Source organism: Methylocapsa acidiphila B2, assembly GCF_000427445.1.
Lineage (GTDB): Bacteria > Pseudomonadota > Alphaproteobacteria > Rhizobiales > Beijerinckiaceae > Methylocapsa > Methylocapsa acidiphila.
The window spans coordinates 3,158,405-3,180,905 of sequence record NZ_KE386496.1 but is presented as its reverse complement, the minus strand read 5'-3'; the positions used below and the strand labels follow the sequence as shown (position 1 = coordinate 3,180,905).

Annotated in this window: 18 protein-coding genes, 1 tRNA gene and 2 pseudogenes; 16 read left to right on the top strand and 5 right to left on the bottom strand. The window is 60.8% G+C overall.

Translation table 11 applies throughout. The features are described from left to right. Positions 1–28 precede the first annotated feature (28 nt). From METAC_RS24330 to proB, 3 genes are read left to right on the top strand one after another with little or no spacing between them, the layout of a single operon-like run. A complete protein-coding gene (locus METAC_RS24330) occupies positions 29–748 on the top strand; it encodes a GNAT family N-acetyltransferase (RefSeq protein WP_084143759.1) in 720 nt (239 codons plus the stop codon). A gap of 33 nt (positions 749–781) precedes the next feature. Beyond that, positions 782–1,819: a GTPase ObgE gene (gene obgE, locus METAC_RS0117610; protein WP_026608047.1), complete on the top strand. Its 1,038-nt coding sequence runs from the start codon at positions 782–784 to the stop codon at positions 1,817–1,819. A gap of 23 nt (positions 1,820–1,842) precedes the next feature. Further along, a complete protein-coding gene (gene proB / locus METAC_RS0117605; RefSeq protein ID WP_026608046.1) occupies positions 1,843–2,991 on the top strand; it encodes a glutamate 5-kinase in 1,149 nt (382 codons plus the stop codon). 127 nt (positions 2,992–3,118) lie between these two features. On the opposite strand, the gene METAC_RS0117600 is transcribed toward proB, so the two are convergent. Further along, positions 3,119–4,042: a LysR family transcriptional regulator gene (locus tag METAC_RS0117600; protein WP_026608045.1), complete on the bottom strand. Its 924-nt coding sequence runs from the start codon at positions 4,040–4,042 to the stop codon at positions 3,119–3,121. A gap of 228 nt (positions 4,043–4,270) precedes the next feature. Here METAC_RS0117600 and METAC_RS0117595 point away from each other — a divergent pair, with 228 nt between their 5' ends. The 4 genes from METAC_RS0117595 (at position 4,271) to METAC_RS27190 (ending at position 7,119) form a co-directional block, all read left to right on the top strand. Further along, positions 4,271–5,005 (top strand): SDR family NAD(P)-dependent oxidoreductase, encoded by a 735-nt coding sequence (locus METAC_RS0117595; protein ID WP_026608044.1) that lies wholly within the window; start codon positions 4,271–4,273, stop codon positions 5,003–5,005. Positions 5,006–5,055: 50 nt separating this feature from the next. Further along, positions 5,056–5,808 (top strand): SDR family NAD(P)-dependent oxidoreductase, encoded by a 753-nt coding sequence (locus tag METAC_RS0117590; protein WP_026608043.1) that lies wholly within the window; start codon positions 5,056–5,058, stop codon positions 5,806–5,808. A gap of 76 nt (positions 5,809–5,884) precedes the next feature. Then, positions 5,885–6,298 (top strand): nuclear transport factor 2 family protein, encoded by a 414-nt coding sequence (locus METAC_RS0117585; protein ID WP_026608042.1) that lies wholly within the window; start codon positions 5,885–5,887, stop codon positions 6,296–6,298. Between the two features lie 107 nt (positions 6,299–6,405). Beyond that, entirely contained in the window at positions 6,406–7,119 is a 714-nt protein-coding gene (locus tag METAC_RS27190; RefSeq protein ID WP_084143755.1) for a PUA domain-containing protein, read from the top strand. 344 nt (positions 7,120–7,463) lie between these two features. Here the strand turns inward: METAC_RS27190 and METAC_RS0117575 are convergent, their stop codons facing one another. After that, positions 7,464–9,545: a prolyl oligopeptidase family serine peptidase gene (locus METAC_RS0117575; RefSeq protein ID WP_026608041.1), complete on the bottom strand. Its 2,082-nt coding sequence runs from the start codon at positions 9,543–9,545 to the stop codon at positions 7,464–7,466. 501 nt (positions 9,546–10,046) lie between these two features. Between METAC_RS0117575 and METAC_RS0117570 the strand changes: the two genes are divergently transcribed. From METAC_RS0117570 to METAC_RS0117545, 6 genes are all read left to right on the top strand, one after another. Next, positions 10,047–11,333: a glutamate-5-semialdehyde dehydrogenase gene (locus METAC_RS0117570; protein ID WP_026608040.1), complete on the top strand. Its 1,287-nt coding sequence runs from the start codon at positions 10,047–10,049 to the stop codon at positions 11,331–11,333. Further along, positions 11,330–11,989 carry a nicotinate-nucleotide adenylyltransferase gene (locus tag METAC_RS0117565; RefSeq protein ID WP_051335661.1) on the top strand — a complete coding sequence of 220 codons (660 nt, stop codon included), beginning with the start codon at positions 11,330–11,332 and terminating at the stop codon, positions 11,987–11,989. The genes METAC_RS0117570 and METAC_RS0117565 overlap by 4 nt, the downstream gene beginning before the upstream one ends. 207 nt (positions 11,990–12,196) lie before the next feature. Then, positions 12,197–12,272: transfer RNA gene (locus METAC_RS0117560), tRNA-Thr, on the top strand. Positions 12,273–12,435: 163 nt separating this feature from the next. After that, positions 12,436–13,647 (top strand): tyrosine-type recombinase/integrase, encoded by a 1,212-nt coding sequence (locus tag METAC_RS0117555; RefSeq protein ID WP_026608038.1) that lies wholly within the window; start codon positions 12,436–12,438, stop codon positions 13,645–13,647. Between the two features lie 60 nt (positions 13,648–13,707). Continuing rightward, the gene (locus METAC_RS0117550) at positions 13,708–14,208 is read left to right on the top strand and encodes a hypothetical protein (protein WP_026608037.1); all 501 of its coding nucleotides are present in this window, start codon (positions 13,708–13,710) and stop codon (positions 14,206–14,208) included. A 76-nt stretch (positions 14,209–14,284) separates the two neighbouring features. After that, the gene (locus METAC_RS0117545) at positions 14,285–17,107 is read left to right on the top strand and encodes a class I SAM-dependent DNA methyltransferase (protein ID WP_026608036.1); all 2,823 of its coding nucleotides are present in this window, start codon (positions 14,285–14,287) and stop codon (positions 17,105–17,107) included. Positions 17,108–17,165: 58 nt separating this feature from the next. Here METAC_RS0117545 and METAC_RS0117540 read toward each other — a convergent pair whose 3' ends face one another. The 3 genes from METAC_RS0117540 to METAC_RS26565 all read right to left on the bottom strand — a co-directional run bounded on the left by METAC_RS0117540 (position 17,166) and on the right by METAC_RS26565 (position 19,787). Beyond that, positions 17,166–18,239 (bottom strand): site-specific integrase, encoded by a 1,074-nt coding sequence (locus tag METAC_RS0117540; protein ID WP_245257515.1) that lies wholly within the window; start codon positions 18,237–18,239, stop codon positions 17,166–17,168. A gap of 516 nt (positions 18,240–18,755) precedes the next feature. Beyond that, the gene (locus METAC_RS0117530) at positions 18,756–18,974 is read right to left on the bottom strand and encodes a helix-turn-helix transcriptional regulator (RefSeq protein ID WP_026608033.1); all 219 of its coding nucleotides are present in this window, start codon (positions 18,972–18,974) and stop codon (positions 18,756–18,758) included. A gap of 195 nt (positions 18,975–19,169) precedes the next feature. Beyond that, complete coding sequence (locus METAC_RS26565) at positions 19,170–19,787, bottom strand: hypothetical protein (protein ID WP_156898264.1); 618 nt, start codon at positions 19,785–19,787, stop codon at positions 19,170–19,172. Positions 19,788–20,568: 781 nt separating this feature from the next. Between METAC_RS26565 and METAC_RS0117525 the strand changes: the two genes are divergently transcribed. From METAC_RS0117525 to METAC_RS27180, 3 genes and pseudogenes are all read left to right on the top strand, one after another. Further along, positions 20,569–20,976, top strand: coding sequence for a hypothetical protein (locus tag METAC_RS0117525; protein WP_026608032.1), 408 nt, complete (start codon positions 20,569–20,571; stop codon positions 20,974–20,976). A gap of 608 nt (positions 20,977–21,584) precedes the next feature. Beyond that, positions 21,585–21,956, top strand: a pseudogene (locus tag METAC_RS27185) (recombinase family protein); the annotation flags it as partial. A 183-nt stretch (positions 21,957–22,139) separates the two neighbouring features. Then, positions 22,140–22,492: pseudogene (locus tag METAC_RS27180) on the top strand (TrbJ/VirB5 family protein); the annotation flags it as partial. Between the last annotated feature and the right edge of the window lie 9 nt (positions 22,493–22,501).

The window sequence follows — 22,501 nt, the reverse complement described above, 5'->3', positions numbered from 1 at the left end:
CGAACAGGATCCCCGACTGGAGCCAAGCATGTTTCCGGATTTGACGTCTGACGATATCTTCCGTCTCGAGACCAAGCGGCTTTGGCTGCGGTGGCCGCGCGCCAGCGACGCGGAGGCCATCGCCGAATTCGCCAGCCTCGCGGAAACCGCGCGGATGACCGCCGCCCTGCCGCACCCTTATCCGCCGGGAGAGGCGGAGCGGTTCATCTTGAAGGCGCGCAGCGACAATGCGAACGGAAAAGCGCTCGTCCTGATCATGGTTCAAAAAGGCGGCCTCCGACCCGCGATCGGCGTCGCGAGCGCGACCTTGGCCGAAAATCAGGAGGTCGAGCTCGGCTATGTTGTCGCGCCGCATGCGCGCGGCAAGGGCTACGCCACCGAAGCGGTGCAGGCGCTCGTCGAGGCGGTTTTCAGCCTCACCAACGCGGAGCGCGTCAGGGCCAATTCGCGGACGATCAATCCGGCCTCGCGCCGGGTCCTCGAAAAATGCGGATTTGCCTATGTCGATACGGGCTTCGACCTGCTTCCGGCTCGCGGCGGCCTGCACCCTTGCGATCGTTTCCAACTCGATCGCAAGGCTTTCGCCGAGGCCCGAGCGAAGGCTCCGGCCGAAATTTCGGCCCATTCGAGCGGCGAGGCCTGGGACGGACGGGTTTGGAGCCGCCCGAAACGGCCGATGGTTCAACAGATTCGTGAGACCGAAAAGCTGATCGCTGCAGCCGGGCCACAGCGGCGCCCCGAAGCTTGAACTCGACCGCTGCCCAAAACGTGAAGAAGCGCCATGAAATTTCTTGATCAGGCCAGGGTCTATATCCGCTCCGGCGACGGCGGGGCCGGATGCTTGTCCTTTCGGCGCGAGAAATTCATCGAATTCGGCGGCCCCGACGGCGGCGACGGCGGCCGCGGCGGCGACGTCATCGTCGAATGCGTCGAGGGCCTGAACACGCTGATCGACTATCGCTACCAGCAACATTTCAAGGCCCGCACCGGCGGCCATGGCATGGGGAAGAACCGCGCCGGCGGCAAAGGCGCCGACGCCGTCCTAAAGGTTCCGGCCGGGACCCAGATCTTCGACGAGGAGGGAGATCTTCTTCTCGCCGATCTGACGACTGTCGGACAGCGAATCCGACTCGCCCGCGGCGGCAATGGCGGGTTCGGCAACACCCATTTCAAGACCTCGACCAACCAGGCGCCGCGCCGGGCCAATCCCGGCCAGCCGGGCGAGGAGCGCACCATCCTGCTGCGGCTCAAGCTCATCGCCGACGCCGGGCTCGTCGGCCTCCCAAACGCCGGCAAATCGACTTTCCTGGCGACGGTCAGCGCCGCGCGGCCGAAGGTCGCCGACTATCCGTTCACCACCTTGCATCCCCAACTCGGCGTGGTCGCCTGCGACGGCCGCGAATTCGTCCTTGCCGACATTCCTGGCCTCATCGAAGGCGCGCATGAAGGCCACGGCCTCGGCGATCGGTTTCTCGGCCATGTCGAACGGTGCCGCGTGCTCCTGCATCTCGTCGACGCCGGAACCGAACATGCCGGCAAGGCCTATAAAACCGTGCGCCGCGAGCTCGAATCCTATGGCGCGGGCCTCGCGGACAAGCCGGAGATCGTGGCTCTGTCCAAGATCGATAGCGTAGATCCCGAGACGCTCAAGGCGCAAGTCCTGCGTCTGAAACGCGCCGCCAAGCGCACGCCCTTGCGTCTGTCAGCGGCGACGGGCGCGAATATGCGCGAGACTTTGCGCGCCCTGCTCGCGGTCATCGACGAGGCGAAAGAGGCCCAAAAAAGCGAGGCGAGCCTCGCGGCGGAATGGCGTCCGTGAACGGCGCCACGAGCTCCGCGTTCATCGAGCCTGCTGCAACCCCGGGCGGGAGCGCGCCGCCGCGTCTCGAGAATTTTCGCCGGGTCGTCATCAAGGTCGGCTCTTCCCTTCTGGTCGATCGCGCCCAGGGCTGCGTCAAGCGGGCATGGCTCGTCTCCCTTGCGCAGGACATCGCCGCCCTTCACAAGCAAGGCGCCGACGTCCTCGTCGTGTCCTCTGGCTCGATTGCGCTCGGCCGCACCGTCTTGAAGCTGCCGGACGGCGGCCTGAAGCTCGAGGACAGTCAAGCCGCCGCCGCCGTCGGCCAGATCGCCCTCGCGCGGATCTGGGCCGAGGTTCTGGCCGATCTGAACATCACGGCGGGGCAGATCCTCGTCACCTTCGGCGACACCGAGGAGCGCCGCCGCTATCTCAACGCAAGGGCGACGATCGGCCGCCTGCTCGATCTCCGCGCGGTGCCCGTCATCAACGAGAACGACACGGTCGCGACCTCAGAGATCCGCTATGGCGACAATGACCGCCTCGCCGCCCGCGTCGCGACCATGGCGAGCGCCGATCTCTTGATCCTGCTGTCCGACGTCGCCGGGCTCTACACCGCGCCGCCTTCGGAAGATCCCGAGGCCGCGCTGATCCCGATCGTGCCGCGCGTGACCGCCGAGATCGAGGCCATGGCCGGCGGCGCCGCCTCGCTTCTGTCGCGCGGCGGCATGAGGACCAAGATCGAGGCGGCGAAAATCGCCACCACCGGCGGCGCCCATATGCTGATCGCCGACGGCCGCGTCGAGCATCCGGTGGCGCGCATCGACGCCGGTCCTTGCACCTGGTTTCTGACCGGCTCCAATCCGGTCACGGCGCGCAAGAAATGGATCGCGGGCTCACTCGAGCCGCGCGGCGTCCTTCATGTCGACGCCGGCGCCGCGCGGGCGATCGTCAGCGGCAAGAGCCTGCTGCCCGCCGGCGTCACCCGGATCGAGGGCAATTTCGCCCGCGGCGATTGCGTCATCATTCGCAACGCCCAGGGCGGCGAGATCGGCCGCGGCCTCGTCGCCTATGACGCGAGCGAGGCGGTGCTTATCGCCGGCCGCAATTCGCAGGATATCGAGAGCCTCTTAGGAGAGCCCGGCCGCGCCACCCTGATCCATCGCGACGATATGGCCGTGGCGGGGGATTGAGGTTTATGCCGGCGGAGCTTTCGTTTGGCGCGGAGGTGAAGTGCGGCGGCCCTTCATCGCCGACCGCTTTGCGCCACATTCGGTCATTCGTGCCAAAGTTTCTTTGCTCCTAAAAGCCGCCATTCGGTCATCTGGCCGGCGACGGCTGCACCGTCGCCTCGCGCGATACGGACAGCCCCGCGAGAAGCGGCGCGTAGGCGACGAGCCTGCGGGATACGAACTCCGTGAAGAGCCGCACGCGCTTCGTCTTGCGTGTCTCCCCCTGCGTGAGAAGCCAGAGCGTTCCGTACATGTGAAGATCGGCGCCCGGCACTCTCACCAGCAGGGGGTCCGCATCTCCGACGAAGCACGGCAGCGTCGTGATCCCGAGCCCTTGCCGTACAGCAACGATTTCCGCAGCGGCGTCCGTGGTCCTGAACGGAACCCCCGTGGTGCGAACCTCACCCTCGCTGGCCCACTCCGGAATGCCGTGCATGCTTATGATGATCCACCGGATGGGATCAGGCGCGCCCGCACGCCACCCGGCGAGTCGATCGCGGGATATGTAGACGCCGCCGAACAGCTCCGGTCCCTTCAGGCCGTGAAGATTGAGCGGCAGAGTTTTGCGGTCGTAGACGACGCGGATCGCGACGTCGGCCTCGCGGTTGGTCAGGTTTGCCAGCTCGCCGGACGATAAAATTTCCATCTCGATCTCTGGATACAGACGCGCGAACTCGGCGAAGTCCGGGATGAGCAGGTGTGTCGCGAGGATCGGTGTCAACGTCACCCGCAGAAGCCCGCGCACGCTTTGGTCGCGCCCGAAGACGCGCGTCTCCAGCTGGTGCGATGACGTTTCCATCTGGGTAGCGAGCTCGAGGACCTCCTCGCCCGCGGCCGTCAAGCGGTAGCCCGAAGGCAGTTTTTCGAACATCTGCGCCCCGAGGCGTTCCTCGAGCTGGGCGATGCGTCGCAGCACGGTCGAGTGGTTCACGCCCAGGCGGCCGGCGGCAGCCCGCACTGAGCCTCCGCGGGCGGCTGCAAGAAAGTAGCGAACGTCATCCCAATCGATCATGGTGCATTCCCGCGCCGCAAGCTGCGTCTTCCGAAGCTCATTCTAGCACGCTCAGCCGCGGCGCGCGCGAACGCCGTGGCGTTCAATCGTCTAACTGGATCGTTTTCGCACCGCTGATGTGCGCGATTCCGCACTCATCACCTCACTCCGGCGAACCCATGTTGAGGCTGTCCGGGGACCTCTTCGCACAGTCAAAGACCCGAGACGGTGAAACAAGGACTGCACGACATGACCAGATTGAATGGAAAGACCGCCGTCATCACGGGCGGCGCCACCGGCATCGGCCTCGCCTCGGCAAAGCGATTCATCGAGGAGGGGGCCTTTGTCTTCATATTCGGCCGCCGGCAGGGAGCGCTCGACGCGGCTCTGGCCGAGCTCGGGCCCAATGCCCGCGCGGTGAAGGGCTCGGTCTCGAATGAGGCCGACCTCGACCAACTCTACGCGGCGATTAAGGCCGAGCGCGGAAGCCTCGACATCGTCTTCGCCAATGCCGGGCTAGGAAGCCAGCTTGCGCTCGGCAAGATCACCGCCGCGCACATTGACGAAACCTTCGACACCAATGTGAAGGGTACGATCTTCACGGTCCAGAAGGCGCTCCCGCTGATGGGAGAAGGCGGTTCGATCATCCTGACCGGATCGAGCGCCGGCTCCGCGGGCGCCCCGGCATTCACCGCCTACAGCGCGAGCAAGGCGGCGGTGCGCAACCTCGCGCGGACCTGGGCGGAGGACCTGAAGGGCGCCGGCATCCGTGTGAACGTTCTGTCGCCTGGGGCGACGGCGACCGAGCTCGCGAAGGAGGCGCTGGGCGAGGAGGGCCAGAAGGCCTACGGCGCGATGACTCCGCTCCAGCGCATGGCCGATCCGGCAGAGATCGGGGCCGTGGCTGCCTTTCTCGCGTCGCCGGACAGCAGTTTCATGACCGCCAGCGAGGTCGCCGTCGACGGCGGCCTGGCGCAACTCTGACCTCGGCACGGTTCCGTGCCTAGCTCACACACAGCGAAAGACAAAAGATTATGAAAGCACTCGAAGGTAAAATCGCAGTCATCACGGGCGGAAGCAGCGGGATCGGGTTAGCCACAGCCAAGCGCTTCGTGGAAGAAGGTGCGCACGTCGTGATCACCGGGCGAAGAGAGAAAGAGCTGAAGGAGGCTGCAGCCTTCATCACGAGAAACGTTACGACGGTCGTCGGCGACGTGTCGCGCTTGGAAGATCTGGACCACCTCTATGCCGTCGTGAAAGAGAAACATGGTCATATCGACATTCTCTTCGCGAACGCGGGCGCAGGGACAATCGCACCGCTCGCGGTCGCTACTGAGGCCCATTTTGACCAGACCTTCGATGTCAACGTGAAGGGTCTGTTCTTTACGGTGCAGAAGGCCCTTCCTCTCTTCAAAGACGGCGGTTCGATTATCCTGAACTCTTCAGTGTCGAATGTGTTGGGGCTTCCAGGGTTTAGCACTTACGCCGCGAGTAAGGCTGCCGTGCGCAACTTTGCGCGCGCTTGGACACTGGAGCTGAAAGACCGCAAAATCCGCGTGAATGCGATGAGCCCCGGGCCGATCGAGACCCCCGCCTTAGAGACAACGACAGGCCTTACCCCTGAGCAAGCCGAGCAAGCGGCCGCCCAGTTTGCGTCACAGATCCCAATGGGTCGCAGGGGAAAGCCAGAGGAAATTGCGGCTGCCGTCACCTTCCTCGCCTCCGATGAAAGTTCTTACATCACCGGCGTGGATCTGGCGGTCGATGGAGGCATGGCGCAGGTCTGACCCGGCGTTCTACGATATCGGAGAAAGATCATAAGTTACGAGCGCGATCCCATCCTTGCGAAATGGAGAAATTCCCATGAGCATTGAGAAGAACATCCAGACCGTGAAGGACTTCTTCGCCGCGATCGGCCGCGGCGATAGGGAGGCTCTGCTCGCGCTGGCCGCCGAAGACATCGAGTGGATCGTTCCGGGCGAAGACTGGCCGCTGGCCGGAACGCGGCACGGACACGCCGGGCTGACGGATTTGCTTGAGACGGCATCCAAGTCGATAGAAACGTCCACGGAACCTCGGGAGTTTGTAGCGCAAGGAGACCGGGTCCTGGTAGTCGGCTTCGCGAGGGGAAAGATCAAAGCTACGAACAAGACGTTCGAGGACGACTGGATCTTCGCCATCACGGTCCGCGACGGCAGACTGACCAACATCCGGGAGTACGTCGATACGCAAGCACTGGCCCGGGCCTCGCAGATGGACGCGTCCAGGCCGGCGTAGCGCTGGCCGACTACGGCCGTCGGTTCGATGTCGAAGTTGAATGAGCCGTGGATCGCCGCCTCGCGCGCCGGGCGCTCGTCGATTGCCCAACCGTAAGGGAGATTCCGATGTACGACCAATCCAAAATATCCGAGTTGATCAGGTTCGCACGAGTCAAAGCAGGCTCCACCGTCATCGACGTCTACCCAGGGGAAGGCGAGTGGACCCGTCTGTTCTCCGAAGTCGTGGGTCCAGAAGGACGGGTCTACAGCTTCGTGCCGGCCGAAGTCGCCCACTTCAACAACGATCCGCTCGGCCGCATGCGGACGCTTGCGAAGGAGCCGGGCCGGGAAAACGTCGAAGTCGTCTCAGCGGACCTGGTAGCGATGCCGAAGGCCACGCAACCGGCGGATGTCCTGTGGCTGCACCTGTTCTATCACGATCTCCACACCGCGCTGATGCAGGCCAGGGGCGCTACGGCGGCCGACTTCAATCGAGCCGTCTACAAGCGGCTGAAGCCCGGTGGGTCATACGTCATCGTCGATCACGCCGCCGCCGCCGGGGCGGGCACGGGCGACTCCGGCGCCGCGCGGGCGATCATGGGCGGCAAGAGCCTGCTCCCCGCGGGCGTCACCCGCATCGAGGGCAATTTCGCCCGCGGCGATTGCGTCATCATTCGCAACGCCCAAGGGGGCGAGATCGGCCGCAGCCTCGTCGCCTATGACGCGAGCGAGGCGGTGCTGATCGCCGGACGCAATTCGCAGGACATCGAGAGCCTTCTAGGCGAGCCCGGCCGCGCCACGCTCATCCATCGCGACGATATGGCGGTCGCCGGGGATTGAGGCTCGTCCGGCGGAGCTTCATTTCGGCGCAAAGGTGAGGTCCGGCAGGTGCTAACCAAGGTCCGGTTCGTGCCCAAATTGGTCGCTGCGCCGATCGTAGCCACCCATCCAAAGCAGCCGTTCAATCCGCAGGGCCTTTTGACTATTATGGGTGGGTAAGCGGACCTTCCCCGAGGCAGGCACTCACCGAATGGTTTCGACGAATGTCGCCGGTCGCACTTATACGGATCGCAGGGGGCGTAAATCCACACTCGCTGAAGCCGTATCTTCTTGACCTGAGAGACCCGCCTCATGGCGGTAAGGAACGACCATCATCTGACTTCTATCGAGAGCGGGACCGAGGGTCACCTCGGACTGAAATTATCCATTTCCCAACCAATGGATGCGCGAAGGAAGGCATAACCTAGCGCGAGGAAAGCCGCCTGGTCGTTATGGTCTTTGCCGGCGCTGTGGCCTCCGGTGGCAGGCTCATAGAAATAAGCTTCATATCCCATGGCTTGTAGCTTAGCCGCCATCTTTCGCGCATGTGCGGGATGAACGCGATCGTCCTTACGGCTTGTTGTGAGCAGGATCGGCGGATAATGCTTGCCCGGAGCGGCAACATGATAGGCTGAAATCTCCGACAAAAACTCCCAGTGCTCCGGTATGTCGGGGTCGCCATACTCGTCAATCCCGATATTGCCCACGAGAAGCTTCTTGCTGCGGCGCATATCGATTACTGGCACGGCGCAAAGCAGCGCTCCGAAGCGCTCGGGATAGCGCGTCAGCATATTCGCGATGAGTAGTCCGCCGTTCGATCCACCCTCAGCTGCGATGCGGCCAGGCTGCGTTACGCCACGCTCTACAAGATCGGCGGCGACCGCGGCGAAATCATCATGCGAAAGCCGTTTGCCTTCGCGCCGTCCAGCATCGTGCCAGTCTGTCCCGAACTCGCCGCCTCCGCGCAAATGTGCAAGGACGGTGGTGCCGCCACACTCCAACCAAAGCTTTCCGAGCGCTGGATTGTAGAAAGGGGACACGGAGATTCCGAACCCGCCATAACCATAAAGAATGACCGGCGCATTTCCGGTTTCCCCAGGCGGCCCGGCTTGCACATAGGGGATGCGGACTCCATCGGTTGAGACCGCCTCATGCCTTGTGACGACAAGCCCCGCCGGATTGAAAGCTTGCGGTGCTTGCTTCAACAAAACAGCCGACGCCTTTGGCTCGATAAAGAACAATGACGGCGGCGTCAGCGGGTCCTGAGCGATGGCAAGGAAATCTCCGTTGGATTCATACTTCTCGGCATCAAACGGCCAGACATGGGCAGAGCCGATCTCGGGCAAGCCTGTGAGTGTCTCGCGCGTCCAAGCGCCTTCATTCGGGGTAAGCACTTCAAAGACAGGCTTGAGATTATCTAAAATCGTCAGCACCAGCCGATCGCCCGACCAAAAAAACCCCTGTAAAGCGCGCCGTTTTTCTGGCTCAAATAATTTTGTGAAATGGCGATCGCCCGCCAGAAATGCGGCGAAGGAGATGCCGATAACGCTATCGGGCTCAAAGGTCTCCTCGCCAATAGTCCAGGCCGACCGGAGCTTCACCACGAGCCATCCGCGGAACTCGTCCGCTCCCGCGTCTGGAGGAATATCAATCCTGATTTCGGCGCCAGTCCGATCGCCGATCCAAAAGTGGGCATCGAGAAAACCCGGCTTTTCAATAAACCAGATCCGCTCCTCCGGGGCGCTCCGATCGACTCCTGCCCAAATCCCCAAATAGTCTTTTCGTGTCTCGAAAATCACCGGGGCCGCAAGCGGATCAGTCCCACGCCGCCAGAGGCGCACTGTGCGTGGAAGGCCTGTATTAGTCGCCATACCGGGCCCAAGCGGCGATATGAGCAGCAAGGTGTCGCGATCAAGCCAGACAATTTGGCTCCTGGCTTCAGGCAGATTGAACCCATCCGCCACGAATTCGCGAGCTATCAGATCGAACTCGCGTAGGACAACCGCGTCCTTGCCGCCGCGCGACAGGTGAACAATGGCCCGATCATGTGTTCCCGGCAGCGACACCCCGCCGCGCCAAACCCAATCTTCGCCTTCCTTGGCCGCGAGTTCGTCCAGATCGATGAGAATGTCCCATACGGGAGACTCGCTTCGAAAGCTCTCGAACGATGTGGTCCGCCATAGGCCGCGCGGATGTTCGGCGTCTTGCCAAGGATTAAAAAGCTTTTCGCCTCGCCGATTCGGAAACGGGATATTGTCCGGCCGGTCGAAAATGAGTTTGAGCGCATCTCGGTCGGCTGCGAAGCGGCTATCCCCAAACCTTTGTATCGTCGCGGCATTCTGCGCCTCGACCCAAGCCAGCGCTTGAGCGCTTTCGGTCTCCTCGAGCCAAAGATGCGGGTCATCGTCCGGCGCTTCGACAGTCGGTCTGGAATCAACGATTGACACAGCAGACTCCTCGATCAGGTCAAATGCGACGGCAACGTCCAGACAATTTCTACGAGATCAAGAATACATAAATTACTCTATAGAGTATATGATATTTTGCGTGACTTGTGAAGCCCAGAACAGATCCTCGACGATGACAACAGGTCCCGGAAAAGAGGTAGGCTGACGGAAATTCAATGGACCTTCCGAAGGGGCGAACGAAGGAGAGTGGCCTACGACCCGGCCCCTTGAAAGTCCGCTTTGGCGCCGATCGCCCGACAGCCGCCGTTCTGGCTTCGGCCCAGATAGCTCCAAGGGTGCGAATTCTATTATCTCAGAAGGCGACTAACGCCGGAACCCAACCGGCGCCGCGGCGCGCCCCCTCCCCAAAAAGTTGCGCCTCATTTTCGCTTCTGACATGCTGCGGCCCTTCAAGGTCCCGACACTCCGAGCTTCTGTCCGTCGGCCGAATGACCCTTTTGGCCGGGACGCGGTCATTGCCCCATTGCTGAAGCGGCGCGCATGGAAAATCTGAAACGCATCGAACCCGCGGGACCCGACGTCCCCGCGATCATGGCCGAGCTCGGCCGCGAGGCGCGCGCGGCCGCCCATGCGATGTCGCTGGCCTCGACCGAGGCCAAGAACCGCGCTCTCCACGCCGCCGCCGCGGCGATCCGCGCCCATGCGGACGAAATCCTCGCCGCCAATGCGCGCGACGTCGCCGCGGCGGAGGGCGCGCCGAGCGCTTTTCTCGACCGGCTGCGCCTCGACGCCAAGCAAATCGAAGCCATGGCCAGGGGCCTCGAGGCCGTCGCCGCCCTGCCCGACCCGATCGGGCGCATTCTGGCGCGTTTCGAGCGTCCGAACGGCCTCGTCATCGAGCGCGTCGCGACCCCGCTCGGCGTGATCGGCGTGATCTACGAGAGCCGTCCGGCAGTGACCGCCGACGCCGGCGCGCTCTGCCTCAAGGCCGGCAATTCTGTGATCCTGCGCGGCGGCTCGGACAGCTTCCAGTCCTCGCTAAAAATTCATGAATGCCTCGTCGCCGGCCTCGCCGAGGCGGGCCTGCCCGAGGCGGCGATTCTCCGCCCTCCGACGACCGACCGCGCCGCCGTCGGCGCCATGCTCGCGGGCCTCGATGGCAATCTCGACGTGATCGTTCCGCGCGGCGGCAAAAGCCTCGTCGCCCGCGTCCAGGCCGAGGCGCGCGTCCCGGTCTTCGCTCATCTCGAGGGGATCGTGCATGTCTATGTCGATCGCGACGCGGATCTCGAGAAGGCGAAACGCATTCTCCTCAACGCCAAGCTTCGGCGCACCGGCGTATGCGGTGCCGCCGAGACCCTGCTCGTCGACCGCGCTTGCGCCGCGACCCATCTCGGCCCGCTCGCGGCCATGCTGCTCGACGCCGGCTGCGCTCTGCGCGGCGATCTTGAGACCCAAGCCGTCGATCCGAGGGTCGCGCCGGCCAGCGAAGCCGATTGGTCGACCGAATATCTCGACGCGATCATATCCGTGCGCATCGTCGACGGGCTGGACCAGGCGATCGCCCATATCGAGACCTATGGCTCTCACCACACCGATTGCATCGTGACCGAAAACCAGGCCGCCGCCGAACGTTTTTTGACGGAGGTCGATTCCGCCATCGTGATCCATAACGCCTCGACGCAATTCGCCGATGGCGGCGAGTTTGGCTTCGGCGCCGAGATCGGCATCGCGACCGGGCGCATGCATGCGCGGGGACCCGTCGGGCTCGAGCAGCTCACATCTTTCAAATATCGCGTGCGCGGCGCCGGGCAAATTCGTCCGTGACTTCGCGGATCGTTGCGCGCGCTTTCTCCGCCAAGCCGCCGCCGCATGCCCCGGGGCTTCGCGTCGGGCTTTTCGGCGGCAGCTTTAATCCGCCGCACGAGGGACACCGTGCGGCGAGCCTGCTGGCGTTGCGGCGGCTGCGGCTCGATCGCATCTGGTGGCTGGTCAGCCCCGGCAATCCGCTGAAGGACGCGCGAGAGCTCGCCCCGCTCGCCAAGCGGGTCGAGGCAGCGCGCAAGCTCGCGGCCCATCCCCGCATCGTGGTCACGGCGCTAGAGGCGGGCCTCGGCGCGCCTTACAGCTTCGTCACGATTTCCTATCTGAAGCGACGATGTCCCGGCGTCCATTTCATCTGGCTGATGGGCGCTGACAATCTCACCGGCTTCCCACTGTGGAAGCGCTGGCGCGACATTATCGATCTCGTTCCGATTTGCGTCATCGATCGTCCAGGCTCGACGCTGCGGGCGCCGGCCTCCCGAGCGGGGCTCGCGCTCGCCCCCTATCGGATCGACGAGACGCAGGCTGCGAGCCTCGCGACCGCCCCGCCGCCGGCCTTCGTCTTTCTCCACGGGCCGCGCTCGCCCCTCTCCTCGACGGCGCTGCGGGCCGAAGGCCGATTGGGCGCGCGTGCGCAGAAAGGCGAGGCGGCGCCATAAGCGGCGGGAGAAGATCCGCTAAAATGCAAAGGCGTTCACCGCATGGTCGCGCAACGGATCATTCGGCGCCACTCTTTTCAGGAGCGGCGGGAAAAAGTATAAGGGGCCGCCAGCGTCAAGGTTCGGCCTTGGCGAAGAGGGACAGAGGGTCCAAGCCTGTCCGGGCTTGCCGACGCGCCGAAACCAGCGCGACGGCCAAGAACCAATGCCGGTTTAGCTCAGTTGGTAGAGCAACTGATTTGTAATCAGTAGGTCGCGGGTTCGACTCCTGCAACCGGCACCAAATCAACGTCCGGCAACGTCCAAGAACATCCATAACTTACTGAAAAACAAGAGATAACTCCTTAGCGACCGTCCGATGACGTCCATTGGCGCGCGTTGGTATCCGCCAAAATCGTTGGTATATTCGTTGGTACAGCGTCGATACCAACGAATCAGGTACCAACATGCCACTCACCGACATGGAAATCCGGGCGGCCAAGCCCGAGGCTCGCCTCGTCAAGCTTTCGGACGGCGGCGGACTGCAACTCTGGATCATGCCGGACGGCGCGAAGCGCTGGCGTCTTGCTTATCGTTTTGCCGGCGGGCAGAAATTGCTCGCCATCGGCGTCTATCCAGCGACCGGGCTTCGCGAAGCCCGCGACGCGCGGGAAGAGGCCAAGCGCCTTTTGGCCGATGGTCATGACCCGTCGCTCGTCAAAAAGCTGGCCAAGGCCGCGAATGCCGCTGCATCCGCCAATACATTCGACGCCATTGCCCGCGAACTTTTGGAAAAGAAAAGGCGCGAGGCGAAGGCAGAAACCACTTTGACAAAGCTCGAATGGCTTTTAAGCCTCGCCCGCCCTGCCATAGGCGGGCGCCCGATTGCGGAGATAACCGCCCCTGAAGTCCTAGCGGTTCTCCGAAGCGTCGAAGCGCGCGGACGGCATGAAACTGCGAAGCGGCTGCGAGCGACCATCGGCGAGGTTTTCCGTTTCGCGGTCGCGACCGGCCGGGCCGAATCCGATCCGACCGGCGCATTGAAGGGGGCCTTGACCGCGCCGACGGTTCAGCATCGCGCCGCCATCGTCGAGACAAAGGCGTTCGGCGGCCTTCTCCGCGCCATCGCGACCTATGAGGGCGCGCCGGAAACGCGGGCGGCGCTCGAACTGCTCGCCCTGACCTTCGTCCGCCCCGGCGAGCTTCGCGCGGCGGAATGGTCGGAATTCGATCTGGACGCGGGCGTCTGGTCGATACCGGGCGAAAAAATGAAGATGAAGCGCCCCCATCGCGTGCCGCTCGCGCCGCGCGCCATCGCCATCTTGAGGGAGCTTCAAACGATAACTGGCCACGGGAAATTTCTTTTCCCCTCTGTCCGCTCGGCGGCGCGTTGCATGTCAGAAAACACGATCAACGCGGCTTTGCGCCGGCTCGGTTTCGAAAAGAATGAAATGACCGGCCACGGATTCCGCTCGGCGGCGTCTTCGATCCTGAATGAAAGCGGCCTCTGGAACGCCGACGCCATCGAACGCCAACTGGCGCATGTCGATAACGATAGCGTTCGCCGCGCCTATGCCCGCGCCGACTTTTGGGAAGAGCGTATCCGCATGATGGCGTGGTGGGCTGAGAGGTGCGAGGAAATGCGGCGCGGCGGGGTTGTCATTCCCTTGCGGGCGTGACTTGATTGCGCCCGTAACGCCCGAACATTGCGTTACGTGAAGTTAACGTGCGAGAGAGCCATGATTAAAGTCAAAGCCGGCGATTTGGCGGACGCTCTTAAGCCGGCCAGGCCCCACCCACTAAAGAAGCGCCCGAAGCCCGTTCCTGTGTCGCTTGAACAAGACTTCGTGTCCGGGGCATTTTCAGTGATTGAAGCCAAAAACGACGTATTCGCCAAAGCTGTTCCCGCCTGCGGCGATTGGCCAAGCCCCGTTCAGGTGGAAGGCATTTTGCTGCAAAAGCTTGTGGCCACCTGGCCGCCGGAAACGGAATTGGAATTGAGCGCCGACGCCGAGGCGCTGACGGTCCGCGCCGGAAAATCCGCTACCCGAGTAATGAGGATTGACGGCGGCGGAAGCAAGCCGATCGTGCGAACGCCACTCAAGCCGGACCCGCGACATAAGGGTAAGGTTGTGGTTCCGCCCGATCCGATCAACAAACGCGTAGAATTAGCGGATACTTGGGGTTTTAGCGCTCGCGTTCCAATGCCGCAGCACCGCGATCCGAAAGACAAGGGATAATCGAGCGCGCTAACTGTTGCAGCTTTGCCCGAACTGGTAGGCTCGCCACTCACCTTCAACCTGAGTCGACTCCCTCATGCGGTTGTCCTGGAACGAAATTCGCGCCCGCGCCGCGCGCTTCGCCGAAGAATGGGCAAGTGCCAAATATGAAAAAGGGGAGACGCAAAGCTTCTATAACGAGTTTTTCGAGGTGTTCGGTGTCAAGCGGCGCAAGGTCGCAAGCTTCGAAGAGCCCGTCAAGTTGCTCGGCGAAAAGCGCGGCTTTATCGATCTTTTCTGGAAAGGCGTTTTGCTTGTAGAACAAAAGAGCGCGGGCCGCTCGCTGGCGCGAGCCAAGAAACAGGCGTTCGATTACTTCCCTGGCCTGAAGGACGCCGAGCTTCCCCGTTACATCCTCCTATCTGATTTTCAGACGTTCGAGCTTCACGACCTCGACGAAGGAACGAGGGAGCCCTTCACACTCGCCGAGCTACCCCGCAAGGTCGAACACTTCGGTTTCATACTCGGCGTGCAAAAGCGCACGTTCAAGGATCAAGACCCGGTTAATATCGAAGCCTCCGAACTCATGGGGCGCTTGCACGATGCGCTGAAGGCGTCCGGTTACGTTGGTCACGATCTTGAACGGCTCCTAGTACGCTTGGTTTTTTGCCTCTTTGCGGATAGCACGGGCATTTTCGAGCCACGCGGCATTTTTCACGATTTGATTTTGCAACGCACCGCCGAGGATGGTTCGGACATAGGCCGCTTGCTGAACGAATTGTTCGACGTTCTCAACACGCTGGAATCGCGCCGCCAAAAGAAACTAGACGAAGACCTCGCCGCTTTCCCATACGTGAATGGCGAGCTCTTTGCCGAACGTTTGCCGATTCCTGCATTCGATGCGGAAATGCGCGCGATCTTCCTCGAAGCCTGCGCGTTCAATTGGGACGCCATTTCGCCGGCCATCTTCGGTTCGCTGTTTCAATCGGTCATGAACGCCGGGGAGCGGCGAGCGTCCGGCGCGCATTACACGACCGAAAAGAACATCATGAAGGTCATTCAACCCTTGTTCCTGGACGATCTTCGCGCCGAATTCGAGCGGCTGAAGGCGCGCCGCGATACCGGCCGTGCCAAAGCGCTGAAAGCGTTTCATGACAAACTTAGCACGCTGAAATTCTTTGATCCGGCTTGCGGTTGTGGAAACTTCTTGATTATTGCCTATCGCGAATTGCGCACGCTCGAAATCGAATTACTGAGAGAGATTTTTCCTAAGGACAAGCGCGTTCTGGACGTGACCAGCCTCTCGCTAATCGACGTGAATCAATTTTACGGAATCGAGATTGCGGAATTTCCCGTGCGCATCGCCGAGACGGCGTTGTGGATGATGGATCACATTATGAACAATCGGCTAAGCCTCGAATTTGGCGAAGTCTATGCGCGAATTCCGCTCAAGGCCTCACCGCATATCCATCATTCCGACGCGCTGGAAATTGATTGGCGATGCGTTCTCGCACCCGAAGACTGTACCTACGTGCTAGGGAACCCGCCGTTCAGTGGCTTTGTCATGCGAGACAAAGCGAAACAAGCGCAAACTAAGTCATTGATGCGTAACCTCGGCGCGACAGGTAGTCGCCTGGATTATGTCGCCGCGTGGTTCTTGAAAGCGGGTGAATACGCCCAGGACGGCCGCGCACGTATCGGTTTCGTTGCCACCAACTCGATTACACAAGGTGAGCAAGTTGCACAGCTATGGCCCGCGCTGTTTAGCCGTTGGAAGGTTGAGATTGCTTTCGCGCATCGCACATTCGCGTGGGGTTCAGACGCGCGCGGTGTTGCCCATGTACACGTCGTAGTGATTGGTCTAACTAAGCGGGGAGATGAGCCAAAAGACAAACGGCTGTTTTCATACGACGACATCAATGGCGATCCGGTCGAAAGCCGTCATTCCGCACTATCGCCGTATCTCTTCGACGCCTCTGGGCTTATGAATCGGCATCTGGTCGTGGCACGAAGGCGCGCGCCACCTGCTTATCTTCCGGCTATTCGCGTTGGCTCAAAGCCAGTGGATGGCGGCTATTTTATTTTCGACAGCGCCGAGCGACAGGACTTTCTTGCCTTAGAACCTAGAGCGGGCGCTCTCCTGCGCCCCTTCTTTGGATCGGACGAACTAATCAACGGCAGAGACCGTTGGATTTTAGCGCTTCAAAACGTGCCACCTCAAACTCTGCGCGCGATGCCAAATGTGATGGAACTGGTCGAAAAAGTTCGCCGATATCGGCTTGGACAATTGCCGCCACGTCGCAACCCTGAAAAAGAGAATAAGGAAGCGAGCGACCTGTCGCTTTCATTAGCCAATACACCCACTGAGTTTCACGTAACAGTTTTACCAACCACGCCATTTCTATGTATTCCGGAAGCGAGCTCAGGCAGACGTGAGTATATCCCTGTTGCTTGGCTGACGCCCCCTGCCGTGCCGAGCAATCAACTGCTCGTTGCAACAGATGTGCAGCTTTATCATTTCGCGCTAATAACTTCAAAAATGCATGTAGCGTGGGCAGCCTATGTTGGGGGAAGGATAAAAAACGACTATCGATACTCGCCAGGAATCAATTACAATCCCTTTCCGTGGCCGCCGTTGAGCGAGTCGCAGAAGAAGAACCTCTCCCTTCTTGCGCAAGCCGTTCTAGATGCGCGGGGGGCGCATCCGGCCGCAACGCTCGCCGATCTCTATGACCCCGACGTTATGCCTGCCGATCTTCGCAAGGCGCATCGCGCTCTCGACGCGGCGGTGGATAAGCTCTATCGCCCCACGCCCTTCGCCAGCGACCGCGAGCGCGTCGAACATTTGTTCAGCCTGTATGAAAAACTTGTCGCGCCCCTCACTGCAATGCCAAAAGGTCGAAGGACGCAAAGGCGATAATAACTTTACTTTTAACCTCTGGCGAAGAAAATTCGAGCGCGCGCTATGATCCACTCCGCTAGGCGCCGTCTATCGTCTCGACGCTCCGCACAAAGGCCTTGAGGGCCTCGATATTCAATCCGGGTGGGAAGATATCACGGCGCGGCTTTGCGAGCGCGCGCATGATTTCGGTCTGCCGATGCGCGGGCAAGGTTCCGTAGCTCTCGCGCGTCGTCCAGACGCTTTCATGGCCGAAATTTTGTGAATAGGCCTTTTCCTCTTCCCGCGTGAGATTGAGCGAATCTGCATGAAGGGCGAGGGTCTTGCGAAAGGAATGCGGGTTCGCATATGGCAGGCCCGCACGCTCGAAAGCCGCGCGGAAAATCTGCCGTATCGGTTCCGCGCCGCTCCATGGCTCCCGCGACAGACCTTCCGCGACAAATCCCCTGTCCGCGCCACGTCCCATTTGCGTCGACGGAAACAGCGGATCGTCCAGCCCGAAGCCGAGTTCGCCTTTTAGCATGGCGATGTAATCCGCGACGATGGCGACAGGCTCCGGCCCGACCGGAAAGAATGTGGAAGTGAAGGTCTTGCGGCTTTTTGTGCGCACCTCTCGCGCGTCCTGAAAGACGGTTTGCGCCTTCATGTCCACATGCTTCAAGCGGAACGAGGCCAGGGCGCCGTCGCGCGCTCCGGTGAGGATCGCAAAGGCGATCAGCGCCCGATTGCGCTGCGTGATTGCCGTCTCGGCGGGCAAGAGCGCCAGGACGTGCTTGATTTCCTCAAGCGTCGGAACAGGCTTTTCCCGTCGCGCCGTGGCGACGCGCAAATCCTGTTCGGACGGCGTGAAATAGTTGGCGTCATTGGCGTTGAGCGCCGACCGAAAGCCCGGCTCGCGCGAAAGCCAAAGGAAAAAGTTCCGCAGGTGCTTGAGCGTTGAAGCGATCGTCGCCGCGCTCAGGGGTCTTCCGCTAGCGCCGGTTTCTTCTCCGAGCCGGGCTCGGAAAGAGCGGGCCTGTTCGACATGGAACTTGCGGAACGGCTTCAGATTGGTCGACAATTCGAAGCGTTCGATGGCTCGTAAAGCCGCATCGACCGTAGCGCATTGCTTGCCGTTTGCAGCCTCCAGAAAGAAGGCGTAGTCGCGTTTCACGCGCTCGTTTTCTGGGCAATACTTTCGCATGGGTTTTCAGCCCCTCTCGGAGTGCGAATTAGAACTGGGTTTGGGCGTCCCTATTAGGCGCGACTCCGCGCATCGCATTGAAACCGTCAAATCGCCCGTCGCTGCTAGAAGCTTGGCTAGGGAGGCGCGCTTGTTCATGGTTGCGGCGCAATCCGGGCAAAGCCCCCTGAGGGTTCCGAGCTTTGGCCCGTCCGGCCAAAATTCGACTTCACCAAAAGCGGGCCTTTTTGGCACCTTGCAGCGAAAGCAATACATACGGCCCGGCCCGCAAGGCCGCTTGCGGTCATCGTCGCGACGCTTCAGAAAAGCGATGATGTCGACGCCCCGAAAAATGAGGGGATAGACGCCAGCGACGCCTTCGAGGCCGCTCTTGTGCCAATGGCGCACGGTTCCGGGCGTCGAGCCGGTCGCCTTAGCGGCTTCGCGAACATTGTAGGTGCGCAGCCGTTTGACGTGCCGCGAGCTATGCCGGCGATTCGCCACTGTTTAGCGCCCCAGGCGGTCGATAAGGGCGCGGATATCTTCGACGCGCCAGGCCGTTGCCCGCGCCCCGATCTTAATCGGCTTAGGAAAGCGACCGTCGCGAACGCCTTGCCACCAAGTCGATTTGCCGACGGGAATAATGGCCGGGATCGGCGGCTGTTGGTTTGGATCGCCGATGATTTGGGAAAGGCGAAGGTAGCCGACTTCGGGCAGTCTGTGCATTTTGGATCGCTCCGGTCCAAGGTGAGGTGAAGCGATCCTCGGCCGTCCGATCCACAAGCAATAGCTGTACGGATTACGAAAACCCGCGCCGAAAATCTGAGTTAGGAGGGGAAGGTTTGGCTGGAACGAAGTCTCGGTTTAACAGGAGTCGATTGCGAAAATACAATAATCACAATAGCTTAATTAGTAGGTTGGTTATCCAACGGGTGTCTTGGGCGCTCCACCTGTTAATTGCCAGTTTGCGACCTTGGCAGCTTCCTCAATCCCGGTTTCATTTGGCTTGCCGTCATCGTCTGTCAATCCGAACTCACGTGCATTTTCGCGAAGCCATTTTGTGAGTGCTTGCTTCGGCGACTTGCCCTTGGTGGCGCATTCACCGTCGGTCGCCAACCAAGCAAAAATCGCAGCAGCAAGTTTTGGTGCATATCGCGGATGTTTAGGATTAAGATATTCCTGCGAAAACGTTAGCTCTGGAAAGAAAAATCCTGTCTTTAAGCCCCGTTTGCTTAGCCATGCTCGAAGCGAATCGACTTCGATCCGAGATGTATAAATATCGACAGAGTGCGCAACTTCTCCGCAGATGTTGCTATTCATGTCATATTCATAAAGTGGAATACATTTCCCGGTGATCGCGCCGCGTCTGAGGGCATTTGAAATCGCAGTCAGTGCCGCCTCGTAACCTGTGGGCTTTTTATCAGTGAACTTTTCAGCTCTATATTGAGCATCACTCGTAGGTTCGCAACCAGCAATCAATAATGCTGCTTGAATTACGCTAAGTTCATCGCATAGACGCCAATAGTCCAAACCGTCCATTTCGAACTCTTCGAGTGCTCCACTATCGAGTGATTCGTGCTTGGTCCTCAATGGCGCGAATATGCTCTCCCCGGCACCGCGCAAACAAGCCAAAACTATGGGTGCTCGTTAGAGACCGCTTGATTGCCCGGCCTAAACGTCAACAGGAGCGCGGTTCGCCCTTTGACGCGCCTCGTCGGCCCATGCCCATGTATTCGGCACGCGGGCGGATTCATCCTCAAGCTGGCTCGCGGCGCGCTCGGTGCTCTTTGAAGGGTGGAAGTGCATCGTTAAGCACGAAATTTTGTTGGTATATTTGTTGGTATAAACTTTTTAGTATTTTAATTTTATACATAATATCAATGGCTTAATTTGATAATATGGTTCCTGCAACCGGAGTCTGGCCCGATGCGGAGCGTGCGGCGTCCGCACTCGATTTCAAGCTCTGGCGGTTTCAACCTAATTTCGATTTTCAACATGAGCGATGGTCTCCAATGAGGCGCGCCTTTGAGGGGATGACGGCTTTCGATAGCCGTCAAGGCGTAGTCTTAGGAGGCCGGAAAGGAGGCGGCCGGTCAAGGCCCCGTTGGGGCACATTAACGGCGGGTCTTGGGGCACATCGCGTCTGGGGCACTTTCGCAATATGCTGATTTCAAATGTATTTCCGGCTTGTCAAGTGCTTGGTGCGGTTGCTGGAAAAGCCGCGCGGACGGGTGGTTCTGGAGCTATCGCCCCGCAAGCAACATCGCGAAGACCCTCTTTGTTGGGGCCGGTCCTGTCGAGATCATGTGGGAGAAGGCCTATGGAGCCTAAGCGTCCGCCCTCTGCGCCAATAGAGCGCGAGTTCACCTTCAAGCGGAAGATTGTCGAAGTCACCGTGGCGAGCGGAGAGACGTGCTTCCTCTATGCCGACGACTTTGAGCGCATCAAGGCTTATGGAACAACGCTGAACTGGTCGCTCAATTCAGATGGAAAGAGCGGAAACAAATACGTTCGCTTTAACTGGAGGAGTGGGAAGCGGAGTAACAACAAACAAGCCGCTTGGTTCGTTCTCCGCATCCATAAGCGCCACAAGGAGCAAGTCACATACTTGGACGAGAACCCGCTCAACCTTTGCCGCCATAATCTTATCGTGGAGCCCCGCACTGCGAACACCTACGTCAAGGCCGCGAGAGCCGCGAAGGATGACCGCGCCGAGGCCTCCCGCTAGGGTACCCATCACAGGCGGCTTGATGGCCGTCCTGCGGTCTCCTAGAGGGCCGGAATCAAAACTCTGCATAAACGGGGAAGCCGCAAGGAAAGCCTCTATGGTCGGCCTCTATCAGGGGAGTTGCGCACTCCCACGGTCTCAGAGGCAAGACGCAATAACTAGCACGGGGCTTAGAATTGGAGGTAAGCGACTGCGAGGCAGATCAAAAGTCTCAGATAACTGGAGGCCCCCAAGGTTCATCTCTAACAGAAAGTGTTTACGAACAGGCCAAGGGGGTTCTATCTCTAAGGTTAGTCTTAAAGGCTGCCTTGTCAGTTCAAAATGAGATTGCCTAGTGGGTTGGCCTTAAAGGAGGGAGGGTTGGTGGTGAACCGCCCATAGCCTTAGGGTCTTTGCGTTGGTGGCTTAGGCCTTTGAGACGATGGAGGTCGCCACCTCCCCCACCACCACAATGGGCCGCTTGAGAGGTTGGCCTTCAAGGAGCCGAGAAAGATCGCCTTATAGGCCAGTTCCGCTTAGGCCTCCCCTCGGCGATTTATCCATTGCGGCAATGGGAGGTGTCATCCCTCGCCGATGGCCTCTTCGGCTTCCCTCAAAGACTGGCCTTCATGAGTGGAGGTGGTTGGCGACAACCCCATAGCCATGAAGACTTCGGCCTCCGCTGGCCTTGGCCGGCCTCCAGGGACTCCTTGTTGAGCGAGCATGTCGAAGTTGAGAGCGGCAAACGCAATGACCGTCCCGCCTTGGCGAAGGCCATCGCCGAGGCTCGCGCCTATGCCGCCGTCTTGTCGATCGCCAAGCTTGACCGCCTCTCCCGCGATGCGCATTTCCTGATTGGCCTTGAGCGGGCCGGGGTTGAGTTCATCGCTTGCGACAATCCCACGGCTAACAGTCTAACCATCGGCATCTTGGCGTTGGTCGCCGAGCAAGAGCGGAAGGCCATCTCCGCCCGGACCAAGGCGGCGCTCGCCATTGCGAAGGCCCGAGGGACGCGACTAGGCAACCCTAATGGAGCGGCGCATTTGGCGGGCAGGGGGAACGCGGAAGCGGCGGCGTCCGTGCGAGAGAAAGCCGACGCATTCGCCTCCAAGGTTGCCCCGATCATCGCCAACATCCGCCTTCAAGGCAAAGCCTCTGCGAACGCCATCGCCGCCGAACTCAACAACGCCGGCCAGTCCAATCAGGCGCTGATCGCCAACGCCAGCAGCGCTGGCAGAATTCCGTCGCGGCTCTGCAGGATGCGATGCGGGTGCAGGCGGGCGTCGTCGGCAATCTCGATACAAATCGCACCCAGATGTCGAACCTGGTGACGTCGAGCCAGTCGGCGACCGGCGCGCTTCAAGCGACCCAGGCGGGCAATCAGATCCTCGCCCTTCAGGCGCAGCAGCTCGCCGACCTCACGGCCGCCGTCGCCGCGCAAGGGCGCGCCCAGGACCAGTCCAAGGAGCAGCTTCGCCGCTTCCTGACGCCCGGCGCCGGCTACCAGTCCGCCACGATCACGATGCTTCACCAATGATGGCGCGCG